The sequence below is a fragment of the Cytobacillus sp. S13-E01 genome (assembly GCF_029193815.1).
Taxonomy (GTDB): Bacteria; Bacillota; Bacilli; order Bacillales; family Bacillaceae_L; genus Bacillus_BV.
On record NZ_JARFVC010000003.1, the window covers coordinates 117,980 to 137,543 of the forward strand.

Below are 19,564 nucleotides of genomic sequence, written 5' to 3' on the forward strand. Positions count from 1 at the left end.
AAAGTGGTAGTTTCAATTAAAAAAATTAAACAAACGTTTGATTAATGCCAACCGCGTCATATATACCAAGGGTTTGAAAAAATTAAACAAACGTTTGATTGAATTTCATTTGCACCTTTTTTAAAAGATAAGAAAGTATAAAAGTTTGTACCTAGTTATAGTGTCTAGCTCCGGGCGCCACCCGGCTCTATGGTATAAGCCAATCCCTTCCCGAAGGCAAAAAACGCCTTCAGTCAGGGCTCGTCTTATGCGTGTCGCCGGTAGGCGGGCGCGCCATTCGCTTTTCTTATAGCAACTTAGTCGTCCAAGACTCACAGTTCCAAATATCTGTTGCGATCTCTTTATAAAATTCAGGTTCGTGGCTTATTAATAGAATTGAACCTTTATACGCTTTTAAAGCACGCAGTAGCTCTGCTTTTGCATCAACATCTAGATGGTTTGTAGGCTCGTCAAATAGTAAGATATTTGACTCTCTGTTCATCAGTTTGCATAGACGAACTTTTGCTTTTTCCCCACCACTTAGTACCTCAACCTTACTTTCGATGTGCTTTGTTGTTAATCCACATTTTGCTAAAGCAGCACGAATTTCTGCTTGGTTCATTGACGGGAACTCCTGCCACACTTCTTCGATACATGTGCGGTAATTTGATTCTTTGATTTCTTGCTCGAAGTAACCAATATACTGGTATTCGCCAAGCTCAACGGCACCTGAAAGTGGTCTGTTGATACCTAAGATACTTTTCAAAAGTGTCGTTTTACCGATACCATTTGCTCCGACAAGGGCAATCTTTTGACCGCGTTCCATACGAAGGTTCAACGGTTTTGATAGTGGCTCATCATAGCCAATGATAAGATCCTTCGTTTCAAAAATTAATTTACTTGGAGATCTTGATTCTTTAAAATGAAACTCTGGTTTTGGTTTTTCTTTAGCTATTTCAATAATATCCATCTTATCAAGTTTTTTCTGACGAGACATGGCCATGTTTCTCGTAGAGACACGAGCTTTATTTCTAGCAACAAAATCTTTAAGCTCAGAGATCTCGTGTTGCTGTCTCTTATAGGCAGATTCTAATTGTTGTTTCTTTACTTCATGTACTTGTTGGAAGTTATTATAATCGCCAACATAGCGATTTAGTTCTTGGTTTTCCATATGGTAGATCAAGTTAATAACACTATTTAAGAATGGAATATCATGTGAAATTAAAATAAAGGCATTCTCATATTCTTGGAGGTACCGCTTTAGCCAGATAATATGTGGCTCATCTAAGTAGTTCGTAGGCTCGTCCAACAAAAGGATATCTGGTTTTTCAAGAAGTAGCTTTGCAAGCAACACTTTCGTTCGTTGACCACCACTTAAATCTTGAACATCCTTATCAAGACCGATATCCTCAAGTCCAAGTGCACGACCAATTTCTTCAACCTTTGCATCAATTACATAAAAGTCATTGTTCGTAAGGATATCTTGAATGGTTCCAACTTCCTCTAAAAGCTTCTCTAATTCTTCAGGAGTTGCTTCACCCATTTTGTTATAGATATCATTCATTTCCGCTTCAAGATCGAAAAGATATTTAAAGGCAGTATTAAGGACATCACGAATAGTCATACCCTTTTCAAGGACTGTATGCTGATCAAGATAGCCAACACGTACATTCTTTGACCAATCAACTTTACCTTCATCTGGCTGAAGTTTTCTCGTAATGATATTCATAAAGGTTGACTTACCTTCACCATTTGCCCCAATTAACCCAATATGTTCTCCCTTTAATAGACGAAAGGAAACATCATTAAAAATAGCACGATCCCCAAAACCATGGCTTAAATTCTTAACAGTTAAAATACTCATGTTATTCCCCTTTAAAATGTTATAGTCGATTATATATAAAAACGCAGACCAATCTGCAATCACATAAAAAACACACATAATAGATTATATCATTTTTCGACATGTTCGTGGAAGGTGTCGAATAATCTTCGAGCTCGGCTCTGTCGTTATCAACCCCTTCAATTTCCTCCATGGAAGTTTTCTATAATATTCGCTTTTAAAAAAATATAAGCATCATATTTGATTATCAAATGCGCAAAATAATCTTGCTTCATAAAAACGAGATAGGAGTTGATCGTGATGAGATGGCAACGATCCTTACTTAACATGGTGAAGGAACGCCAAGATAAATCGATTGCTCTAGCTATTGATACGTCAACCAATCAAACCCGAACAATATTAATTAATAATATTGTTAAGTTTTTTGGGGAGATAAAGCCTGATGCTAAGCTAGTTCAAGCGGATTTTAAAATCAGAAGCATAACTCCTATTCATGAAGTGAATATAAAGTATTACACACATGGTAAATCATCGTACACCGAAGTGTTAGAATGGGCAGAGACAGAAAAAATTGATACCCTCTTTTACATTACTGATGTAACGGGGTATTTCTATGAAGAACTAAATGTCCCATATGAAACATTTTGGTTAGTCCCAGATGATTACCTACCAAAGGTTCCATTTGGTAAAGCAATTATGGTTGCGTAAACAAGGTACGAAAGCCATTGGTTTTATAACAATGCTTCCCTTTCTCCACATTCGACACCTTCCATGAAGGTGTCGAAAACGATGTTGAAAATTGCGACATTCGACACCTTCTAGGAAGATGTCGAATGTTCATGAATATAATCTAGAGACTTGTCTCATATCCTTTATAGTACAAATTAGAATAATATAAGGGGAGACATCATGAACTCGTTTTTTAAGGGCGCATTTTTACTGATTGTAGCAGCATTCTTTAGTGAGTCTATTGAGTTTTTAGTGAATATGGTATTAGCGAAGCAATTAGGTGAGCAGGGTATGGGTTTATATATGTCAATTCTTCCGATGCTTTTTTTAGTTGTAGTTCTAGCAAGCTTGGAGTTGCCGATCTCCATTTCTAAATTCATAGCTGAAAAAGAACAAGAGTACCACCTGAGTTTGCTTAAGCACGCTACGTTTTTAGCGGTCGTTACAACAATTGCCTTAAGTGCGATAGCGGTTGTAATATTACCATTTATCTCAGTTTTCGATCAGTATCACCCTTATGTTCGGTGGTTGTTTATTTCTTTAATCCCGATTATTGCGTTTTCATCGTTAGCAAGAGGCTACTTTATGGGCTTACAACATATGGGGAAAATTGCCTTTTCAAACTTTTTAAGAAAAATTGTCCAATTATCCTTGCTTGTTGGACTATATCAGCTCTTTCAATTTGAAAAGGAAACAGCTTTGCTAATTGCCTTAGGCACCTTAGTCGCAACTGAATTAGTTGTATTTATCTATCTCATTCAGGCTTATTTCTTACAAATACAATCAAGAAGGAAACACCCTAGGTTAACATTAAGCGCGAAGGAAGCAAGAAAAAATATTTTATCTGTATCAGTACCAACCACGGGTTTACGCATTTTTCATGCAATTACAAATGCGATTCAGCCCTTCCTTATAAAAGCTGCATTAGTTTCTGCTGGTCTTACTGGGTCGATGGCCACAGAACAGTTTGGGATGTTAGCAGGTGTTGCATTAACAATTGGTTTCTTTCCAGCCTTTATTGCCCATTCATTGCTAATTGTTCTTATTCCAACTGTGTCAGAAGCTTATGCAAAAAGAGATATTGCCCGACTTAATAAGCTTTTAAAGCAAGTTATGTTAGTAACATTAGCCTATGGTGTGCCAGCGGTAGCGATCTTTTATTTCTTTGCTGAGCCGTTAACTCATCTTTTCTTTGATTCATCGACGGCAACTCTATATTTACAAATGCTTTGGCCTTATTTTTTATTTCACTTTTTCGTGATCCCAATGCAAGCCTTTTTAATTGGGCTTGGGTTGGTTAAGGATGCCTTTTACCATTCGGTATGGTCACATATCTTTGCGTTCATCATTATGTTTGTCTTAGGATCAATGAGACAATTTCAAATGGAAGGTATTATCATCGGAATGAATGCCGGAGCCGTTCTACTTACACTGATGCACTATTTAACGATATGTAAGAAAATTGATATTCCTTTAACGCTGAGAAGTCCTGTTAAAAATCTTAATATTTAAGTTATGTGCAGCTTGTAATCCCTTCCAAACATCCTTGAAGGTTTACCTTTTGGGACTGATGAAAAGGACCTCTTTTAGCATTCGATTATAGGGTGCTAAGAATTTTTCTAAAAAAATAATTAGAACCATCTAAAAATAGTGCAAGAAATCTTAAACAAACGTTTGATTAATCGCCTTGGCGCCAGTCGTAACAGAGAGTTGAAAAATTTAAACAAACGTTTGTTTGAAAAATCGGATAGAAAAAAAGAGAACAAACCACCCTTCGTTTGTTCTCTTACAATACTATTTATCCCGCATTAACGGGCAGTAAGTCCCCCACTGAATACTTAGAGTATTCGAAAAAATTCAAGTGGGGGAAACCAAAGGGAATCGGGTTTTATGAGCGTTTCCTCTATAGAGGAAACGCTCGTTAGAACGGGTTAACTGTGCCGATGATCAGGATGTGTAAGTAAGGCTAGCACACAGGAAGTACGCGCCCCTAGCGTTATAAGTTCAACGGAAAGAAAAAAACCAATGAGGGTTAGTTTCCTTTATCTTATTTAGCAATTTTCTCTAGTCTGTTGATCATACTTAATGATCGACCTGTACCGATCGCAACAGATTCAAGTGGATATGGAGCTAAATGTACGGGCACATAAATTTCCTGACTCAACCATTCTTGCATTCCTTTTAATAAAGCACCACCACCCGTTAAAATAACACCACGATCAACAATATCACCACTTAGCTCTGGTGGGCAATCCTCTAAAGTTGCCCGAACAGCGTCTAGAATATTTAGTAATGACTCTTTTAATGTGCCCTGAATTTCAGTAGAACGTAATTCGACAGTTTTCGGTAAACCAGTCACTAAATCACGACCTCGAACTTCCATAGTAAGCTCTTCATGATCGATGAGTGCATAGCCAATTTCCATTTTAATTCGCTCGGCTGTACGCTCGCCAATTAAGACATTATAATTTTTTCTAACATTTTGGACAATATCCTCATCCATTTTATCACCGCCAGTGCGGATTGAGTGACAGGTGACAACACCACCAAAAGAAATAATAGCGACTTCAGTTGTACCTCCGCCAATATCAACAATCACATTGGCAACCGGTTCATCAACGGGAAGGTCAGCTCCAATTGCGGCTGCCACAGGTTCTTCGATAAGGAAAACCTGTTTAGCGCCGCAATTTTTAATTGCATCTTGAATAGCACGTCGTTCAACAGATGTAGCCCCAGAGGGGGTGCATACAATAACATTTGGTTTACGGAAAGAAAAACCTAGAATCTGGCTTGCTTTTTTAAATATGTATTTTAACATATCGGTTGTAACTGTATAGTCGGCGATGACGCCTTGTTTTAATGGTCTAACTGCGATTATTTTTCCAGGAGTTTTACCAATCATTAATTTTGCATCAGTACCCACAGCGACAACCTTTTTTGTATCTTTATCAATTGCAACAACAGAAGGCTCATTTATAATAATTCCCTTGCTTTTACTGTAAACTAAAATATTTGCAGTGCCTAAATCAATACCAATCTCTATATTTGATAACATTATTTTTATCCTCCAAAGTGTTTTGAACTTTGTATAGTATTCACTAGCTTTAGTCGTTTTTTGGGGGTAGATGTCGAAAAATGCATTTCACAAAGTTGTTGGAAATTTTATGTCCTTTGATATGAAACCAATATACAGACAGTGTAAAATAGAGTTATATTAGTAAACCAACTATAGTTTAATCCTTTTCGTTACGTGGTACATTTCTAGTATTTAGGCAGGAAGAAAATTGAAGAAACTGAAATTAGAAAAGACCTCATGAGCATTGAAGACTTAATTGATGCCTGTCAAGACGAAGAAGAACGAATTATCTTAACGAAAAAACTTAATGAAAAATTACTAAGACTAAATCAAGTGAAGAAAAAAAGAAATACATCGAATTCGTCAGTATTTAAGGATTATCAAAATAAAATTCATAATAAATTTTAGGTTAGAAAACGCCCGATTAGTGGGCGCTTTTAAATATTTATTTATCTACGAAAAAAGTACCCAAGCATCCACTTAGTCCCTAGGATCCTGCTCAAAAGTACGAAGTACAACCCTTGTTAATATCCCGATTCCAGAGAAAATCGCTTCTTTATCAAATGTCATATTCGGATGATGAAGTCCAGGTGATAGATCGCAGCCTAATGCCAGCATCGTTGCTTTAATAGATGGTCTTTTAACTGTATAAAAGTGAAAATCATCTCCGCCTGTTGTTGTCACTGAATCAAGTAATTTATCAGGACCCAATACATCGACTATCGCATCACGCATAATAGCTTCAGCTTCGGGATTAACCTGGGCAGCCACAATACTTGAAACAATGTCAACACTCACGCCAACATTATAAAAGGAACTAAGTGTTCTACCGGCGGCTTCAACCTTTTGTTGTAGTTCTTCCATTCCTTCATTTGTTTGAGCACGCAAATCTACGCTAAACACAGCGGAGCCAGGAATGATATTGAAGCTTTCACCACCAGCTTGAAAGGAAGTAACCTTTGCAGAGTGTGGGATCAAAGGATTGATCTGTATTTGATTCAGCATTTGAACAAAGGTTGCCCCAACTTCGATTGCATTTGCCCCAAGATGTGGCCTTGCCCCATGCATGTCTTCTCCTGAAACTTTTCCAAGTAAAAACCGGCTTGCTCCATGAAACATAGCGGGAGCGGCCTTCCCATTTTCCATGTCCTGTATAGGGCGAAGGTGAACACCATATAAGTAGTCAATGTCATCTGCCACCTTCTTTTCAACCATTTTCAATGCACCATTTCCTTTTTCTTCAGCGGGTTGAAAAATAAACCGGACTGTACCTTTTCCAATATGAAGTTTTTTAAGCAGAAGAAATGCACCATATACCATTGTCATATGCGCATCATGACCACATGAATGATTAGCACGATTTTCACCATCAACCTCTTGCCATAGTGCATCTATATCAGCTCTAAGCGCAACGACTGGAGAGCCTTCACCGATTTCCGCGATAACCCCAGTGCAATCACTAAATATTTGAACACGCGCACCAGCGTTTTCAAGTAGTTCCTTCAAGTATGTAGTTGTATTATACTCTTTCCAGCTTAGCTCAGGATGTGTATGTAAGTGATCAAACATATGTAGCATTTCTTCACGAATTTCTTTTAACAATTGTTCCATAAACATTATCCCCCTAATCTTAAAAACTTTTAAATCAATGTACCACGATGTAAGAATTTTCACAATATAAAAGGAAAAATCAACATTGTAACGAATCAGATTATAAATACAAAAAAAGGGGAAGTTAAAATGATTTTTGATCAAGAAAATTTGCTAGTGCGGCCTTTAGAGGAATCAGATGCTTCATATCTTGCAAAATGGTTGTCAGACGAACGGGTTTTAGAATTTTATGAGGGAAGAGATAATCCTCATGATATAAAAATGATCCGAGAAGTGTTTTATAGTAAGGATGAACAAATTAATACATGCATTGTTGAATATAAAAGTGAACCAGTTGGTTATTTGCAATTTTATCCATTAACTTATGATGATAAGGCATTATACGGATATAGTAACGAGGAAAAACTATACGGGATGGACCAATTCATTGGTGATCCAGAATACTGGAACAATGGGATCGGAACAAAGCTCGTTAAAGGGGTATCAGAGTATTTACTAGATAGTAAGATAGCTAACATTGTCAGTGTGGATCCGCAAACTCGCAATGAAAGGGCCATTCGGTGTTATGAAAAATGTGGATTTAAAAAGGTTAAGCTTCTTCCTAATCAAGAACTTCATGAAGGAATGATGCAAGATTGTTGGTTGATGGAATATAGGAAATAAGTAACTTAAGACTGACTTTATTAGGCGGATTAAGTATAAAGAAAAACCAGAAGGAAAGTTACTAAAATGCGATGTCTAGGTTCTTTATAGTATCTAGCCCGGTAAAGGCTCAAACCATAATGGCCAGTAAATGAAATCAATAATAGATATCGTACACCAAAGGTAATGCGCATTGTGAAATAGGCTTTTCCCCGCGCATTAAACAAATCACTTGTATTGTGTATGAAGACGGCCACCAAAGCTATAAAAAATATTCACTTGTATTTTTCTTTGGACAAAACAAAATTCAATCAAACGTTTGTTTGAATTTTTCAACCCGTTGATATGACTGGTGCTAGGGCAATTAATCAAACGTTTGTTTGAAAATTTCACTTGTGAAAAAACGGTAAAGATTTCCATGAAAAAATAGCCCCACCCAAAGATTTGGGTGAAGCAAGAGTAATTCAATTATTTCTTTTGGTCGGTAGATTCAACATCCTTTGGCAATGGGTCAACACGATAAGCATCAGAAGCGTTAACTGAAAGTTTTAATGTATAAATCACTAGGACTATAAAGAAAAGAAGACCGAGAAATAAACCAATTGTGGTTAGCCACATTCCAAGCATTGTACCACCCCTTTTAAAATATATATGCAAGGGAGTGGTATGCTTTTCACACAAATTACATAATTTAATTATTTTATGTATTCTTATTGATTTTTTCGAAGGGAACCCAATTCTTCAACAATTCCTTGCATTTCATTAGGGCTAAATGAGTTCTTTTTCATGACTAGCGTATGGATATCCTTTAATTCCTCATACATTTCTTCATTAAAATGAGAGGGTTTAATGGCACCTAAATTTAGTACTTTTAATTTTTCTTTTATTTGTTCAATCATATACTCCACATTTTCTACTGACTTTTGAGATAAATCCATGTCTTCATTCCTTTCAATCATTTTCTTCTCTATATTGTATCACACGAAACAGAAAATACTGATAGCTCATTTAGTTTTTCTACTAGGTGAAATTAGTAATAAATCATGATATGTTTAATTAAAAGTAAACAAAGAAGGAGCTACCAACATGATAAAAGTGTTATTTGTATGTTTAGGTAACATATGTAGATCGCCGATGGCAGAAGCTGTTTTTAGAGACCTTCTTAAAAGAGAGGGATTAGACGGGAAAGTATCTGTTGATTCTGCTGGAACAGGCAACTGGCATATTGGAAAACCACCTCATGAAGGAACAAGGAGTATTTTAACGGAAAATAAGATTGATTTTCAAAATATAGTGGCAAGGCAAGTAATGCAAGAAGATGTTACGGAATTTGACTATATTATCGCGATGGATGCGGAAAATTTAGGAAATCTAAGACGTCTCGCGGGCTATACTAAAACTGGGTATATCGGACGCTTATTAGACTTCGTTGAAGAAAGTAAGGTTGCAGACGTACCTGATCCTTATTTTACAGACAATTTTGATGAGACATATGTTTTAGTTAAAGAGGGATGTATGAAATTACTAGAGAATATTCGCTCTGAACATTCTATTTGATTTTTTTAAGGCGAATAAGGGTTCCAATACAGATGGAAACTAAAGAGGAGAGAAAAGTTCATGGCAAATCGAAATAAGATGGTAGAAGGAATGTTAATTGGTGCGGTTATTGGTGCAGCAGTTTCACTTTTTGACAAGGAAACAAGGGATATAGCTATTCGCAATGGAAAGGTTTTAACAAGTAAAACAATAGATATTATCAAAAACCCGGAAGTTGTAACAGGTAAAATAAGAGATAATATAAGAATTGTTCGAACGACGATAGATGAAGTAACTGAAGATATCCAATTCCTTGCTACAAAAGTACACGAATTAAATGAAAAAACACCTGAAATGATTGAAATGATCAATGATACAAAAGAGGCTTTTTCAAAAACATTACATAGGGATGGAGATGCCGAAACTAAATGATGAGGTGAAAGTATGGGTGAGGAAATGAAGGGATTTAATTTAGCTTTTATTAAAGAGCTAATTAAAAGGTTTGACGAGGATGAAATAGGAGGGTTATCAGCAGAATTGGCCTATTTCTTCCTGCTTTCTTTATTTCCTTTCTTAATTTTCATGGTTACTCTTATTGGATATTTACCGCTATCACAGGTTGATGTTTTAAATTTTATTCGAGAGTATGCACCAGGTGAAACAATGAATATGATTGAAGGGAATTTAAACGCGATCCTTGGTTCGCAAAACGGCAAGCTATTATCGTTTGGGATTATCGCAACAATTTGGTCTGCCTCTAACGGTATTAATGCGGTTGTAAGAGCATTTAATCGCGCCTATGATGTAAAAGAAAGTCGTTCCTTTTTCGTAGCTAGAGGGATATCAATCCTCCTAACGTTTGCAATGGTTTTTGTGATCATTGTTGCCTTATTACTGCCTGTGTTTGGCAAACAAATTGGGATATTTGTATTTTCGTCGTTTGGATTATCCGATACGTTTTTAGACATTTGGAATGCAGTAAGATGGATTGTGAGTGCTTTGATTTTATTTATCGTGTTTACGTTTTTATACTTTTTTGCACCAAATAAACGGTTAAAAATAAGAGAAGTAATTAGTGGAGCTTTCTTTGCTACATTCGGTTGGATGTTTGTCTCACTAGCATTTTCCTATTATGTTAGCAGTTTCGGTAACTATACAGCTACATATGGAAGCCTCGGAGGTATAATTGTGCTGATGATTTGGTTCTACCTATCAGGCATGATTATTATTGTAGGTGGCGAAATAAATGCAATTCTAAATTGCCACAGAGTTCGAAGGTGACGGATAGCTACTACTACCGAAACTTTCCTTTATGAGCTGTAACGGAAAAGTCCATACTACTAGAGTAGGGCGGTTATGGTCGTACAGAGAACTAAAGGGGGCTAACATATGAGTAAGAAAAAAGATGGTGGCACAAAGCAAAAGAAATCAAGTCCAAAACATAAAACTAGTAGTAGTGCTAATGGAAGGAACTCGTATCACTAAAGATAAAGGACTCGGGCATATCGCCCAAGTCCTTTTGTATTTTGTGAAATTAGCTTTTTAATAAACGTAATCCATTTAATATGACTAAAATTGTACTGCCTTCATGACCCAATATACCAAATGGAAGATCGATGATTTGGAGGAAATTTGAGCTAATTAATAGCATTATGACACTAATTGAAAAAACAATATTTTGTTTTATGATCCGGTTCATACGCTTTGATAATTTGATTGCATCAGCTATTTTTGGTAAATCATTTTTCATTAATACAACGTCTGCCGTTTCTAAGGCTACATCCGTTCCTTCTCCCATAGCAATTCCAACACTTGCTGTAGCAAGAGCGGGGGCGTCATTTATTCCGTCTCCTACCATCCCTACATGTTCATATTGTACTTTAAGCTTTTTTAAGTGCTCAACTTTCATTTCGGGAAGACATTCTGAAAAGTAATAATCAACATTACTTTCTTTTGCAATAGCTTCAGCTGTTTTTTGACCATCGCCTGTTAACATAATCGTATGAATGCCAAGGGCCTTTAACTCGCTAATAGCAGAGCGGGTGTCATTTCGAACAGTATCTTTTAAACCTAGAATTCCAACAATGCCGTTCGTATCTTTTACATATACAATTGTTTTACCTTCTGTGGATAATGATTTGGAGATACCATTTTGAAACTCTTCAGCTTCTGTTTTACCGACAAAATCAGCCTTGCCAATTTGCCAACTTTTATTACCGATAGTACCATCAACCCCCCAGCCTGCCATATCATCAATGCCTTCAGGTTGAAGTAAGTTTCGATTTAGTAAATGTTTAGTGTACCCAACAATTGACTGGGCAAGGGGATGATTTGAGTGATTCTCGATTGAGGCCACCGTAAGTAAAAAGTCGTCCATATCGATAGTATCACGAACAATTACGTCAGTTACTTCAGGATTACCTCTAGTCAATGTTCCTGTTTTGTCAAAAGCAATGGCGTGAAGATGACCAAGCCTCTCAAGATGAACTCCACCTTTAAAGAGGATCCCGTGTCTCGCACCATTTGAAATAGCAGAGAGTGTTGCGGGTGTAATCGAAGCTACAAGTGCACACGGAGATGTAACAACCAGTAGGATCATCGCACGGTAAAAGGTTTCAGTCCAACTCCAATCTAATAAAAAATATGGAACAAACATCATAAGAGCAATAATGGCTAATACGCCTTTAACATATGATCCTTCAAACTTTTCGAGAAATTGCTGTGAAGGTGATTTTTCACTTTGAGCAGATTGAACAAGCTGAATAATTTTTTGAAATAATGTCTCACTACTAAGTTTTGTTACCTCGATGGTCACAGATCCCCGTAAGTTCACTGTTCCTGCAAAGAGTTCATCACCTATTAACTTTGATACAGGTACAGACTCACCGGTAATAGCTGCTTCATCGATTGTTGTTTGACCTTTTATTAATACACCATCACTTGGAATACGTTCACCGGGCTTAACGAGAATGTGATCACCAATTTTTAGACTAGATACATGAATGACTTTTTCTATTCCTTGATTAAGTAGAGTTGCTTCTTCAGGCTGTAAGTCCATTAAGGCAGATATTTCTCGATTACTTTTGTTCAATGTATATGTCTCAAGAGCTCCACTTAAAGCGAAGATGAAAATTAAAATCGCGCCCTCTACCCAATATCCAATACTTGCAGAGCCAACTGCAGCAAATACCATCAGCATTTCAACATTTAATTTACGGTCATTTATTGTCGCCTCAATACCTTCCTTTGCTTTTGCAAATCCACCTATGATAAAAGCAAGAATAAATAAAATAACTGATGGAGTTCCATAGTCTAATTTTGATAATAACCAACCAATAGCGATAAGCAGCCCAGATACAAGCGCTGCAATTAATTCTCCATGTAAAACAAGCTTACCTAGAAATGATGTTTTTTCTTTCGGATGATATCTTAGCTCCTGTTGCTGGGTTGAGACCGTTTTTACTTCTGAATTCATGTTTTTCCCTCCGTTATACTAGATATAGGTGTAATCTTTGAACGTTTGTTATTGTACATAGTATTAGTGCCTAGCTCCAGGTGCTCAGGCGACTAGTGGACTTCCCTCTCCTCCTTACGACGAAGCACAGGATGTGCAAGTCAGTCCATACGTCGCTAAACGGGCACCCTGCTCTTTTCTAGTTCTAATTGAGAAAAATAATCACAATCATTATCCTTGAAAAACGACGAAAGCTGCCACCTCAAGGGCAGCAGCAATATTTTAAATAGTTTCTACATTATAATAATTTTAATTATAGCATATACTTATCACATTTAAAAGTGAAATAATGAATAAGATTTATCAACAAATCCACGTTGGATTCGAATTCGACACCTTCCACGAACGTGTCGAAAAACTTGGGAATTCGACACCTTCCACGAACGTGTCGAAAAACTTGGGAATTCGACACCTTCCACGAACGTGTCGAAAAGAACGTGTCGAAAAGCGCAAACAAATAAGCCCCTCGTTTGTTGAGGGGCTTTGTGCTTGGGTGTTTATTCTGCGATTTCTTCATATTGATAATACGTAGTTTCGTAGATATGTTCAATGTCAGCATCGGTCATGTATACAAGTGTGTCTTTTTCAAACCCTTTAACCTTTTCAATAAATTCGATCATGTTTTTACGTTCTTGTCTACTCATCTGTACCATCTCCTTTACTATTTTGATCCTTAATATTGTATTAATACAGTTTGTTATATTTTAATCTATTATATAACAGTTCAATTTATATGGTCAATCATTTTTAGAATTTTTTTGAAAATAGGCAAAAAAAAGGCAGCATCATGAAGCTATTGTTTAATAGCGTCTAATGCCTGCCCTTTAAATGAGATTATTGCCAAAAAGATACAAAGTAACATAGTACTTATGACATGAAAGAAACTAGCTCCATCAACAAACTCAATAAAAAGTCCACCAATTAATGGTCCACTAATACTACCAAAACTAAAAAAAATACCGCACATCAAATTACCAGCAGGTAATAAGTTTTTTGGCAATAAATCTGTCATATAACTAATTCCGAGTGAAAAGGTTGAACCTACAACCATTCCAGCTATAATAAAGGAAATTAGTAGACCTGTAACGGAGTGCTCAAGGAAGCTAGCAGCCGTGAAACTGAGAAAACCTAGAAAGAGTACGATCATTAGGATGTTTTTACGGCCAAGTTTATCACTTAAAATTCCTAAAGGCAGTTGTGTAATAATGCTTCCAACAGCAAAAGCGGGCAATAGAATAGAAACACTTTGAATATCTATTCCAGTACGAAGTGCATAAACAGGGAAGTTCCCGTTTAAAGAGGCTTCTAAAAAACCATATCCAAAAGGTGGAAGGAATGCTACCCATGCATATTTCCATGTTGCTGCAAACCGTTTCAACGTTCCGAAAAATGATGTGGTGTCATAATCAGATTCAGGCATTTCATTTTTAATAAAAAATACGGTTGCCCAAGCAATTAGGCTGATTATACCTGAAATAATAAACGGCAATGATGCATTTATTTCAACCAATGGTGTCATTAACGGTCCAGCAGCAAACCCAAGTCCAAAGGCTAAACCATATAACGAAATGTTTCTGCCACGCTTATGCTCGGGTGAAAAGGATGTAATCCATGTCTGTGTTCCGAAATGAAGCATATGGTCGCCTATCCCTATTAAAAGTCTAAGCATAAACCAAAATATAATTGAATTCCATAACGGAAAGGCGAACAAGGAGGATATTACAATTATTCCACCGATCAAGATTATAGGCTTATAGCCGAACCTTCTAAGTGGCTGCTCCATAAAGGGAGAGGCTAGAAGTACTCCAATATATAATCCAGTTGCATGAAGTCCGTTTATAGTTGAGGAAACTCCACTGTTTTCAAATATAATCGCTATAAGTGGAAGTAATATTCCCTGTGAAAAACCAGAAATAGAAACAATCGTTACTAATATCCAAAACCGTTTAGTTGTGTTTGTATTCATGTTATACTCCGATCTAAATCATACTGTCCTTAAACGATGTTACAAGGATTTAAGCAAGGAGACAAGATATTTGTTTTTTTCCAAACATCGACTAGAAGTAAAATAATAGATTTTTAAGTAAATTTGTTTACAATAGATACTAATCGTTAATAACGAATTTCTATAGTAGGAGTGGTACAGTTGGAATTTAAAATGAAAGACGTAGGTTTTACGGCGCAATTTGAATATGGTGAGCTCCATGTTGCGGGTGATGAGGCACATGGATTTAGACCGTATCAATTAATGGTCTCATCGATCGCGGTTTGTAGTGGAGGTGTTCTTCGGAAAATATTAGAAAAGAAACGTATTGTCATCGATGATCTATTAATTAAGACAGATGTCGTTCGAAATGAAAAAGAAGCTAATAGATTGGAAAAAATTCATATCCACTATATTATTACAGGCGTGGATTTGAAGGAGCATAAAATTGAGCAAGCAATCGAGGTTGCCAGAAAAAATTGCCCAATGGTGCAATCTGTGAAGGGCTGCATTGAAGTTGTTGAGACATTCGAGCTTAAGTAAAGGAAGATCGTGTAGGCAAGTCTAATGATGTCTGTAGTAACTAAAAACTAAAATCAAAAAAAGAAATGGCTCTGTGCTGAGAACACACAGAGCCATTTCACATTAAATAATCCGAAACTAAAGAAATACTAGGGATAGAATACCTTCGATGTTCAATCGGAGAATCTACTCGATATGCATACCTCCTTTTTGTAGGTATGTTTCTCAATATCCCTCCTTCTTTATTGATGTGTTTAGTATACAACATTATTTAAATGTTGTAAATATTCAGTTTTAAATTAACCTCGTTTTTTTTCATATATTAATGTTAATATTATTAAGATAAAAATAAACCTATTATATAGTATAGAGCACAGGGGAGTTTTATAAGTAATGATTATAAGAGTGTTATTCTACATTATTGGATTAGCAATTACTTCATTTGGTGTTAGTTTTACGATAAAGGCAAATTTAGGCGCTGGGGCATGGGATGCACTAAATGTAGGACTTTCTAACATAATAGGCTTTACTGTTGGCACATGGGTAATTTTTGTGGGAGTTATTTTAATAATTATTAATGCTCTTATGTTAAAGCAAAGACCTGAGTATCTAGCTGTTATCCCAATTTTTATAATGGGACCATTAATAGATTTTTGGCTTATCATCGTATTTCCAACGTGGCAGCCAGAGGGCTTTTTCTACCAACTAAGTATTTTATTAAGCGGGTTAATTTGTCTTTCATTAGGAATCTCAACATATTTGCAAGCAAAGTTTCCACTCATCCCAATCGATAACTTTATGGTTGCTTTAAGAGCCCGCCTACCAGTGAACTTAGGTGTAGCGAAAACAATTGGTGAATTAACAGCTTTGGTACTCGCCTTACTGTTTAAAGGTCCCATTGGTGTAGGAACGATAATAGTTACGTTTTTAATTGGACCATTAATCCAATTATTTTTCCCTAAATTAGAGGCTTTGTTAAAGAAATTAACGCCAAGTCATTAGAGGAGAATCTTTCTTTACTAGCTTTTTCTTCATAACTAAAAAAACGATGGATAAGATAGTATAATTTCGAAAAAACTATACTCAAAGAACTGAAAGGAGTATAGGTAATGAAAAAGATAATATATATGATCATTGCATTTTTATTATTTTTATCTAGCATAACTAACTTTGCTTACGCAGAAGGAAAGCCAGATAAAAAACCAGCTGAGAAATATAAAATCCCCAATTCAGTATTAGATATCTCTAAGGAAAATACGTATCCAAATCCGACTCAGGATTTACCGTATTTACAACCAAGTGATTTAGCTCAAGAGTTAATTGATAGCTCTGAGGTAAAGGTTGAAAACCCGGATTTGATCCGTATTTTAAACGAATCATCTATCTCAACAACTCCTCTAGCTATTGGCTATAAAGCGACTATTTATTTAGGACAATGGCCGTTACGGTATGAGTCTACAGAGACAGGAACAAATTGGGAATTTAAACAAATAAACACGAACTACGTTGATAACCGTGGTGGAAAAGCTCCCTATCAAATACACTATACACAAGAGGCACAAAAGACTGTAAGAGGTGGCCTAACCGCTAAAATTGAAGACCCAGAAGATGTAAAGAAAATGATGCTTATTAAAGCTGCAGAGAAGACAGGCTTACCGTTATCGTTTGAAACAATTATCGGAGCAGGAACAAAAAAGGATCAAGTATATAACGTTCCAGCAAAACGATTAGGCTATTTATATGGATATGCCCCTGCAGTAAATGAAAAAGGAAAAGTAACATATGGTGAAGTTTACTTAGTATTAAAAGGTAATAAAAAGAAAATAGTTATTAAAAATGTTACTCACCAAGGTATTGGAGCATGGATTCCTGTACAAGATCATGTATCATTTGGATTCGTAGCATCTGAAACGCCAAAATAACGAAAAGGAAGTATCCATTTTGGGTGCTTCCAGATAAGTATTAACCTAGGTGGTGTCTAGTTCCCGACGCCATAAGTCATGTCCTTTAATATAGGTGCCATATGGTAAGAAGAAAGGAGATTATATATGGGAAATGCATTACATGAAAAAGATTCACAGGTAAAATATCTAAAAGACCGGTTAAATATGTTTCTAGAAGTCATTGATTCGATGGACCCTGAAGCCACTGACTTAGATGATATTGATCGACTTATCCAAATGATTGATGACCTTGAAGTTAAGTATGACCAGTTCAAAGGTGACTGGAAATAATTAAATATACAGCAAATAATAGTATCAGGGTAAATGATACTATTTTTTTATATAATTTTATGAAAGTGCGCTCTTCTAATTGGCATCGCTTGCAAATACCTTTCGAAAAATGATCCTAGGGAGTATAATAGGGACTGTATACAGAGAACTCGATATTTACTTTATAGGGTAAACAAATAGAATAAAAATAAATAGAGAACCTTTATATAGTTCTCAAGTGCAGTAGGGGAAAGGGGAAATTCAAGGTATGGAAAAGCTTCAACAAAGTATGTATAAGTTAATTGTAGAAACATCAACAAGGCTTCCAAAAGATGTACGACGAGCAGTTGCAAAAGCGAAGGCCAGTGAAAATGCCGGTACTCGTTCAGCTATGTCCCTTGCAACAATCACTAATAATATTACAATGGCAGATGTAAATGTATCACCAATTTGCCAAGACACAGGGTTACCGACTTTCAAAATTAAAACTCCAGTTGGGGTAAACCAACTTAAAATAAAAGATGCTATTTTGAATGCAATTTCACAAGCTACGAAAGATGGAAAACTTCGTCCGAATTCAGTTGACTCATTAACGGGTAGTAACAGCGGGGACAACCTTGGAGCTGGTACACCAGTTATTAAGTTTGAGCAATGGGAAAATGATTATATTGATGCGCGCTTAATCCTTAAAGGTGGTGGCTGTGAGAATAAAAATATTCAGTACAGTCTACCATGTGAGCTTGAAGGCCTAGGGAAAGCAGGACGTGATTTAGACGGAATTAGAAAGTGTATTCTGCATTCTGTATACCAAGCACAAGGTCAGGGCTGTAGTGCCGGCTTTATTGGAGTAGGAATTGGTGGAGACCGCACCTCTGGCTATGAGTTGGCTAAGGAGCAACTATTCCGAAGTGTTGAGGATGAAAACCCAAATGAGGATTTACGTAAGCTTGAAGAATACGTTTTGGAAAATGCAAATAAACTTGGAATTGGTACAATGGGCTTTGGTGGGGAAACTACGCTATTAGGCTGTAAAGTAGGTGTAATGAACCGTATTCCAGCAAGCTTCTTCGTATCTGTTGCTTATAATTGTTGGGCATACCGTCGTTTAGGTGTAACTCTAAATGCAGAAACGGGCGATACTAACGAGTGGCTTTATAATGAAGGGGAAGAAATTGACTTCTCAAAAGAACTTGAAAAAGTCGAGGAAACACCTACAAAAACTCGTGAAGTTGTTTTGGAAGCGCCGATTACAGAGGAGAAAATTCGCGAATTAAAAGTAGGCGATGTTGTTCGCATTAATGGTTTAATGTATACAGGCCGTGATGCGATTCATAAATATTTATCTGAAAACGATGCACCTGTTGATCTAGATGGTCAAATCATTTACCACTGTGGACCAGTAATGTTAAAGGACGAAGAAGGTAAATGGCATGTAAAAGCTGCTGGACCTACTACAAGTATTCGTGAGGAACCTTATCAAGGTGACATCATGAAACGATTTGGTATTCGTGCTGTTATCGGTAAAGGTGGCATGGGACCAAAAACACTTTCAGCTTTAAAAGATCATGGTGGGGTTTATTTAAATGCAATCGGGGGAGCAGCACAGTACTATGCTGACTGTATTAAATCAGTAGAAGGTGTTGATCTAATGCAGTTTGGTATTCCTGAAGCAATGTGGCATTTACGAGTAGAAGGCTTTACCGCTGTTGTAACAATGGATTCACATGGAAATAGCTTACATGAAGATGTAGACAAATCGTCACTAGAGAAGCTAGGGCAATTTAAGGAACCAGTATTTAAATAATAAAACGAAGGTATCAGGCACTTGTCTGTTACCTTTTTTTATCCTCTGAAGACTATTGGAAAACTCTTCACTGCATGATTTTAGTGTCTACTTCTAAAACTAACAGTAAAC

Annotated in this window: 20 protein-coding genes and 1 pseudogene; 12 read left to right on the forward strand and 9 right to left on the reverse strand. The window is 36.5% G+C overall.

All coding sequences use genetic code 11. The features are described 5' to 3' along the window. Nucleotides 1–286: 286 nt before the first annotated feature. Nucleotides 287–1,843: an ABC-F family ATP-binding cassette domain-containing protein gene (locus tag PY093_RS03980; RefSeq protein ID WP_275644579.1), complete on the reverse strand. Its 1,557-nt coding sequence runs from the start codon at nt 1,841–1,843 to the stop codon at nt 287–289. Nucleotides 1,844–2,122: 279 nt separating this feature from the next. On the opposite strand from PY093_RS03980, the gene PY093_RS03985 reads away from it, so the two are divergent. Beyond that, nucleotides 2,123–2,530, forward strand: a complete 408-nt coding sequence (locus PY093_RS03985) for a VWA-like domain-containing protein (RefSeq protein WP_275644580.1) — start codon at nt 2,123–2,125, stop codon at nt 2,528–2,530. A gap of 201 nt (nt 2,531–2,731) precedes the next feature. Next, nucleotides 2,732–4,063, forward strand: coding sequence for a polysaccharide biosynthesis protein (locus PY093_RS03990; RefSeq protein ID WP_275644581.1), 1,332 nt, complete (start codon nt 2,732–2,734; stop codon nt 4,061–4,063). Nucleotides 4,064–4,598: 535 nt separating this feature from the next. Here the strand turns inward: PY093_RS03990 and mreBH are convergent. Then, complete coding sequence (gene mreBH, locus PY093_RS03995) at nt 4,599–5,606, reverse strand: rod-share determining protein MreBH (RefSeq protein ID WP_275644582.1); 1,008 nt, start codon at nt 5,604–5,606, stop codon at nt 4,599–4,601. Between the two features lie 258 nt (nt 5,607–5,864). On the opposite strand from mreBH, the gene PY093_RS04000 reads away from it, so the two are divergent. Further along, nucleotides 5,865–6,035 (forward strand): hypothetical protein, encoded by a 171-nt coding sequence (locus tag PY093_RS04000; RefSeq protein WP_275644583.1) that lies wholly within the window; start codon nt 5,865–5,867, stop codon nt 6,033–6,035. A gap of 72 nt (nt 6,036–6,107) precedes the next feature. Here PY093_RS04000 and PY093_RS04005 read toward each other — a convergent pair whose 3' ends face one another. After that, nucleotides 6,108–7,238 (reverse strand): M20 peptidase aminoacylase family protein, encoded by a 1,131-nt coding sequence (locus PY093_RS04005; RefSeq protein ID WP_275644584.1) that lies wholly within the window; start codon nt 7,236–7,238, stop codon nt 6,108–6,110. Between the two features lie 129 nt (nt 7,239–7,367). Between PY093_RS04005 and PY093_RS04010 the strand changes: the two genes are divergently transcribed. Further along, complete coding sequence (locus PY093_RS04010; protein WP_275644585.1) at nt 7,368–7,901, forward strand: GNAT family N-acetyltransferase; 534 nt, start codon at nt 7,368–7,370, stop codon at nt 7,899–7,901. A 123-nt stretch (nt 7,902–8,024) separates the two neighbouring features. On the opposite strand, the pseudogene PY093_RS21350 reads toward PY093_RS04010, so the two are convergent. The 3 genes and pseudogenes from PY093_RS21350 to PY093_RS04025 form a co-directional block, all read right to left on the reverse strand. Beyond that, nucleotides 8,025–8,152, reverse strand: a pseudogene (locus PY093_RS21350) (metal-dependent hydrolase); the annotation flags it as partial. Nucleotides 8,153–8,348: 196 nt separating this feature from the next. Beyond that, nucleotides 8,349–8,507, reverse strand: a complete 159-nt coding sequence (locus PY093_RS04020) for a hypothetical protein (protein WP_275644586.1) — start codon at nt 8,505–8,507, stop codon at nt 8,349–8,351. A gap of 83 nt (nt 8,508–8,590) precedes the next feature. Next, the gene (locus PY093_RS04025; RefSeq protein ID WP_275644655.1) at nt 8,591–8,818 is read right to left on the reverse strand and encodes a DUF1128 domain-containing protein; all 228 of its coding nucleotides are present in this window, start codon (nt 8,816–8,818) and stop codon (nt 8,591–8,593) included. 148 nt (nt 8,819–8,966) lie between these two features. Between PY093_RS04025 and PY093_RS04030 the strand changes: the two genes are divergently transcribed. From PY093_RS04030 to PY093_RS04040, 3 genes are read left to right on the forward strand one after another with little or no spacing between them, the layout of a single operon-like run. After that, nucleotides 8,967–9,437 carry a low molecular weight protein-tyrosine-phosphatase gene (locus PY093_RS04030; RefSeq protein WP_275644587.1) on the forward strand — a complete coding sequence of 157 codons (471 nt, stop codon included), beginning with the start codon at nt 8,967–8,969 and terminating at the stop codon, nt 9,435–9,437. Nucleotides 9,438–9,497: 60 nt separating this feature from the next. Beyond that, on the forward strand, nt 9,498–9,848 hold the full coding sequence (locus tag PY093_RS04035; protein WP_275644588.1) for a YtxH domain-containing protein: 351 nt from the start codon (nt 9,498–9,500) through the stop codon (nt 9,846–9,848). 12 nt (nt 9,849–9,860) lie between these two features. After that, entirely contained in the window at nt 9,861–10,697 is an 837-nt protein-coding gene (locus tag PY093_RS04040) for a YihY/virulence factor BrkB family protein (protein WP_275644589.1), read from the forward strand. 253 nt (nt 10,698–10,950) lie between these two features. On the opposite strand, the gene PY093_RS04045 is transcribed toward PY093_RS04040, so the two are convergent. From PY093_RS04045 to PY093_RS04055, 3 genes are all read right to left on the reverse strand, one after another. Next, complete coding sequence (locus tag PY093_RS04045) at nt 10,951–12,891, reverse strand: heavy metal translocating P-type ATPase (RefSeq protein ID WP_275644590.1); 1,941 nt, start codon at nt 12,889–12,891, stop codon at nt 10,951–10,953. A gap of 536 nt (nt 12,892–13,427) precedes the next feature. Next, nucleotides 13,428–13,574 (reverse strand): BH0509 family protein, encoded by a 147-nt coding sequence (locus tag PY093_RS04050; RefSeq protein WP_275644591.1) that lies wholly within the window; start codon nt 13,572–13,574, stop codon nt 13,428–13,430. Between the two features lie 149 nt (nt 13,575–13,723). After that, nucleotides 13,724–14,896: an MFS transporter gene (locus tag PY093_RS04055; protein WP_275644592.1), complete on the reverse strand. Its 1,173-nt coding sequence runs from the start codon at nt 14,894–14,896 to the stop codon at nt 13,724–13,726. Nucleotides 14,897–15,076: 180 nt separating this feature from the next. On the opposite strand from PY093_RS04055, the gene PY093_RS04060 reads away from it, so the two are divergent. The 5 genes from PY093_RS04060 to PY093_RS04080 all read left to right on the forward strand — a co-directional run bounded on the left by PY093_RS04060 (nt 15,077) and on the right by PY093_RS04080 (nt 19,453). After that, on the forward strand, nt 15,077–15,457 hold the full coding sequence (locus PY093_RS04060) for an OsmC family protein (protein ID WP_275644593.1): 381 nt from the start codon (nt 15,077–15,079) through the stop codon (nt 15,455–15,457). Between the two features lie 372 nt (nt 15,458–15,829). Then, on the forward strand, nt 15,830–16,438 hold the full coding sequence (locus PY093_RS04065) for a YczE/YyaS/YitT family protein (RefSeq protein WP_275644594.1): 609 nt from the start codon (nt 15,830–15,832) through the stop codon (nt 16,436–16,438). A 107-nt stretch (nt 16,439–16,545) separates the two neighbouring features. Beyond that, a complete protein-coding gene (locus PY093_RS04070; RefSeq protein ID WP_275644595.1) occupies nt 16,546–17,358 on the forward strand; it encodes a YfkD famly protein in 813 nt (270 codons plus the stop codon). Nucleotides 17,359–17,484: 126 nt separating this feature from the next. Beyond that, a complete protein-coding gene (locus PY093_RS04075) occupies nt 17,485–17,670 on the forward strand; it encodes an SE1561 family protein (RefSeq protein ID WP_275644596.1) in 186 nt (61 codons plus the stop codon). Between the two features lie 247 nt (nt 17,671–17,917). Continuing rightward, complete coding sequence (locus PY093_RS04080; protein WP_275644597.1) at nt 17,918–19,453, forward strand: fumarate hydratase; 1,536 nt, start codon at nt 17,918–17,920, stop codon at nt 19,451–19,453. The last annotated feature ends 111 nt before the right edge of the window (nt 19,454–19,564 follow it).

Bases quoted from the DNA above. Each gene is read 5' to 3' on its own strand.
- PY093_RS03985 (WP_275644580.1), top strand. From the start codon at position 2,123: ATGAGATGGCAACGATCCTTACTTAACATGGTGAAGGAACGCCAAGAT.
- PY093_RS04080 (WP_275644597.1), top strand. From the start codon at position 17,918: ATGGAAAAGCTTCAACAAAGTATGTATAAGTTAATTGTAGAAACATCA.
- PY093_RS04050 (WP_275644591.1), bottom strand. From the start codon at position 13,574: ATGAGTAGACAAGAACGTAAAAACATGATCGAATTTATTGAAAAGGTT.
- PY093_RS04065 (WP_275644594.1), top strand. From the start codon at position 15,830: ATGATTATAAGAGTGTTATTCTACATTATTGGATTAGCAATTACTTCA.
- PY093_RS04040 (WP_275644589.1), top strand. From the start codon at position 9,861: ATGGGTGAGGAAATGAAGGGATTTAATTTAGCTTTTATTAAAGAGCTA.
- PY093_RS04045 (WP_275644590.1), bottom strand. From the start codon at position 12,891: ATGAATTCAGAAGTAAAAACGGTCTCAACCCAGCAACAGGAGCTAAGA.
- PY093_RS04010 (WP_275644585.1), top strand. From the start codon at position 7,368: ATGATTTTTGATCAAGAAAATTTGCTAGTGCGGCCTTTAGAGGAATCA.
- PY093_RS04020 (WP_275644586.1), bottom strand. From the start codon at position 8,507: ATGCTTGGAATGTGGCTAACCACAATTGGTTTATTTCTCGGTCTTCTT.
- PY093_RS04025 (WP_275644655.1), bottom strand. From the start codon at position 8,818: ATGGATTTATCTCAAAAGTCAGTAGAAAATGTGGAGTATATGATTGAA.
- PY093_RS04030 (WP_275644587.1), top strand. From the start codon at position 8,967: ATGATAAAAGTGTTATTTGTATGTTTAGGTAACATATGTAGATCGCCG.
- PY093_RS04055 (WP_275644592.1), bottom strand. From the start codon at position 14,896: ATGAATACAAACACAACTAAACGGTTTTGGATATTAGTAACGATTGTT.
- PY093_RS04000 (WP_275644583.1), top strand. From the start codon at position 5,865: ATGAGCATTGAAGACTTAATTGATGCCTGTCAAGACGAAGAAGAACGA.
- mreBH (WP_275644582.1), bottom strand. From the start codon at position 5,606: ATGTTATCAAATATAGAGATTGGTATTGATTTAGGCACTGCAAATATT.
- PY093_RS04005 (WP_275644584.1), bottom strand. From the start codon at position 7,238: ATGGAACAATTGTTAAAAGAAATTCGTGAAGAAATGCTACATATGTTT.
- PY093_RS04070 (WP_275644595.1), top strand. From the start codon at position 16,546: ATGAAAAAGATAATATATATGATCATTGCATTTTTATTATTTTTATCT.
- PY093_RS04075 (WP_275644596.1), top strand. From the start codon at position 17,485: ATGGGAAATGCATTACATGAAAAAGATTCACAGGTAAAATATCTAAAA.
- PY093_RS04035 (WP_275644588.1), top strand. From the start codon at position 9,498: ATGGCAAATCGAAATAAGATGGTAGAAGGAATGTTAATTGGTGCGGTT.
- PY093_RS03990 (WP_275644581.1), top strand. From the start codon at position 2,732: ATGAACTCGTTTTTTAAGGGCGCATTTTTACTGATTGTAGCAGCATTC.
- PY093_RS03980 (WP_275644579.1), bottom strand. From the start codon at position 1,843: ATGAGTATTTTAACTGTTAAGAATTTAAGCCATGGTTTTGGGGATCGT.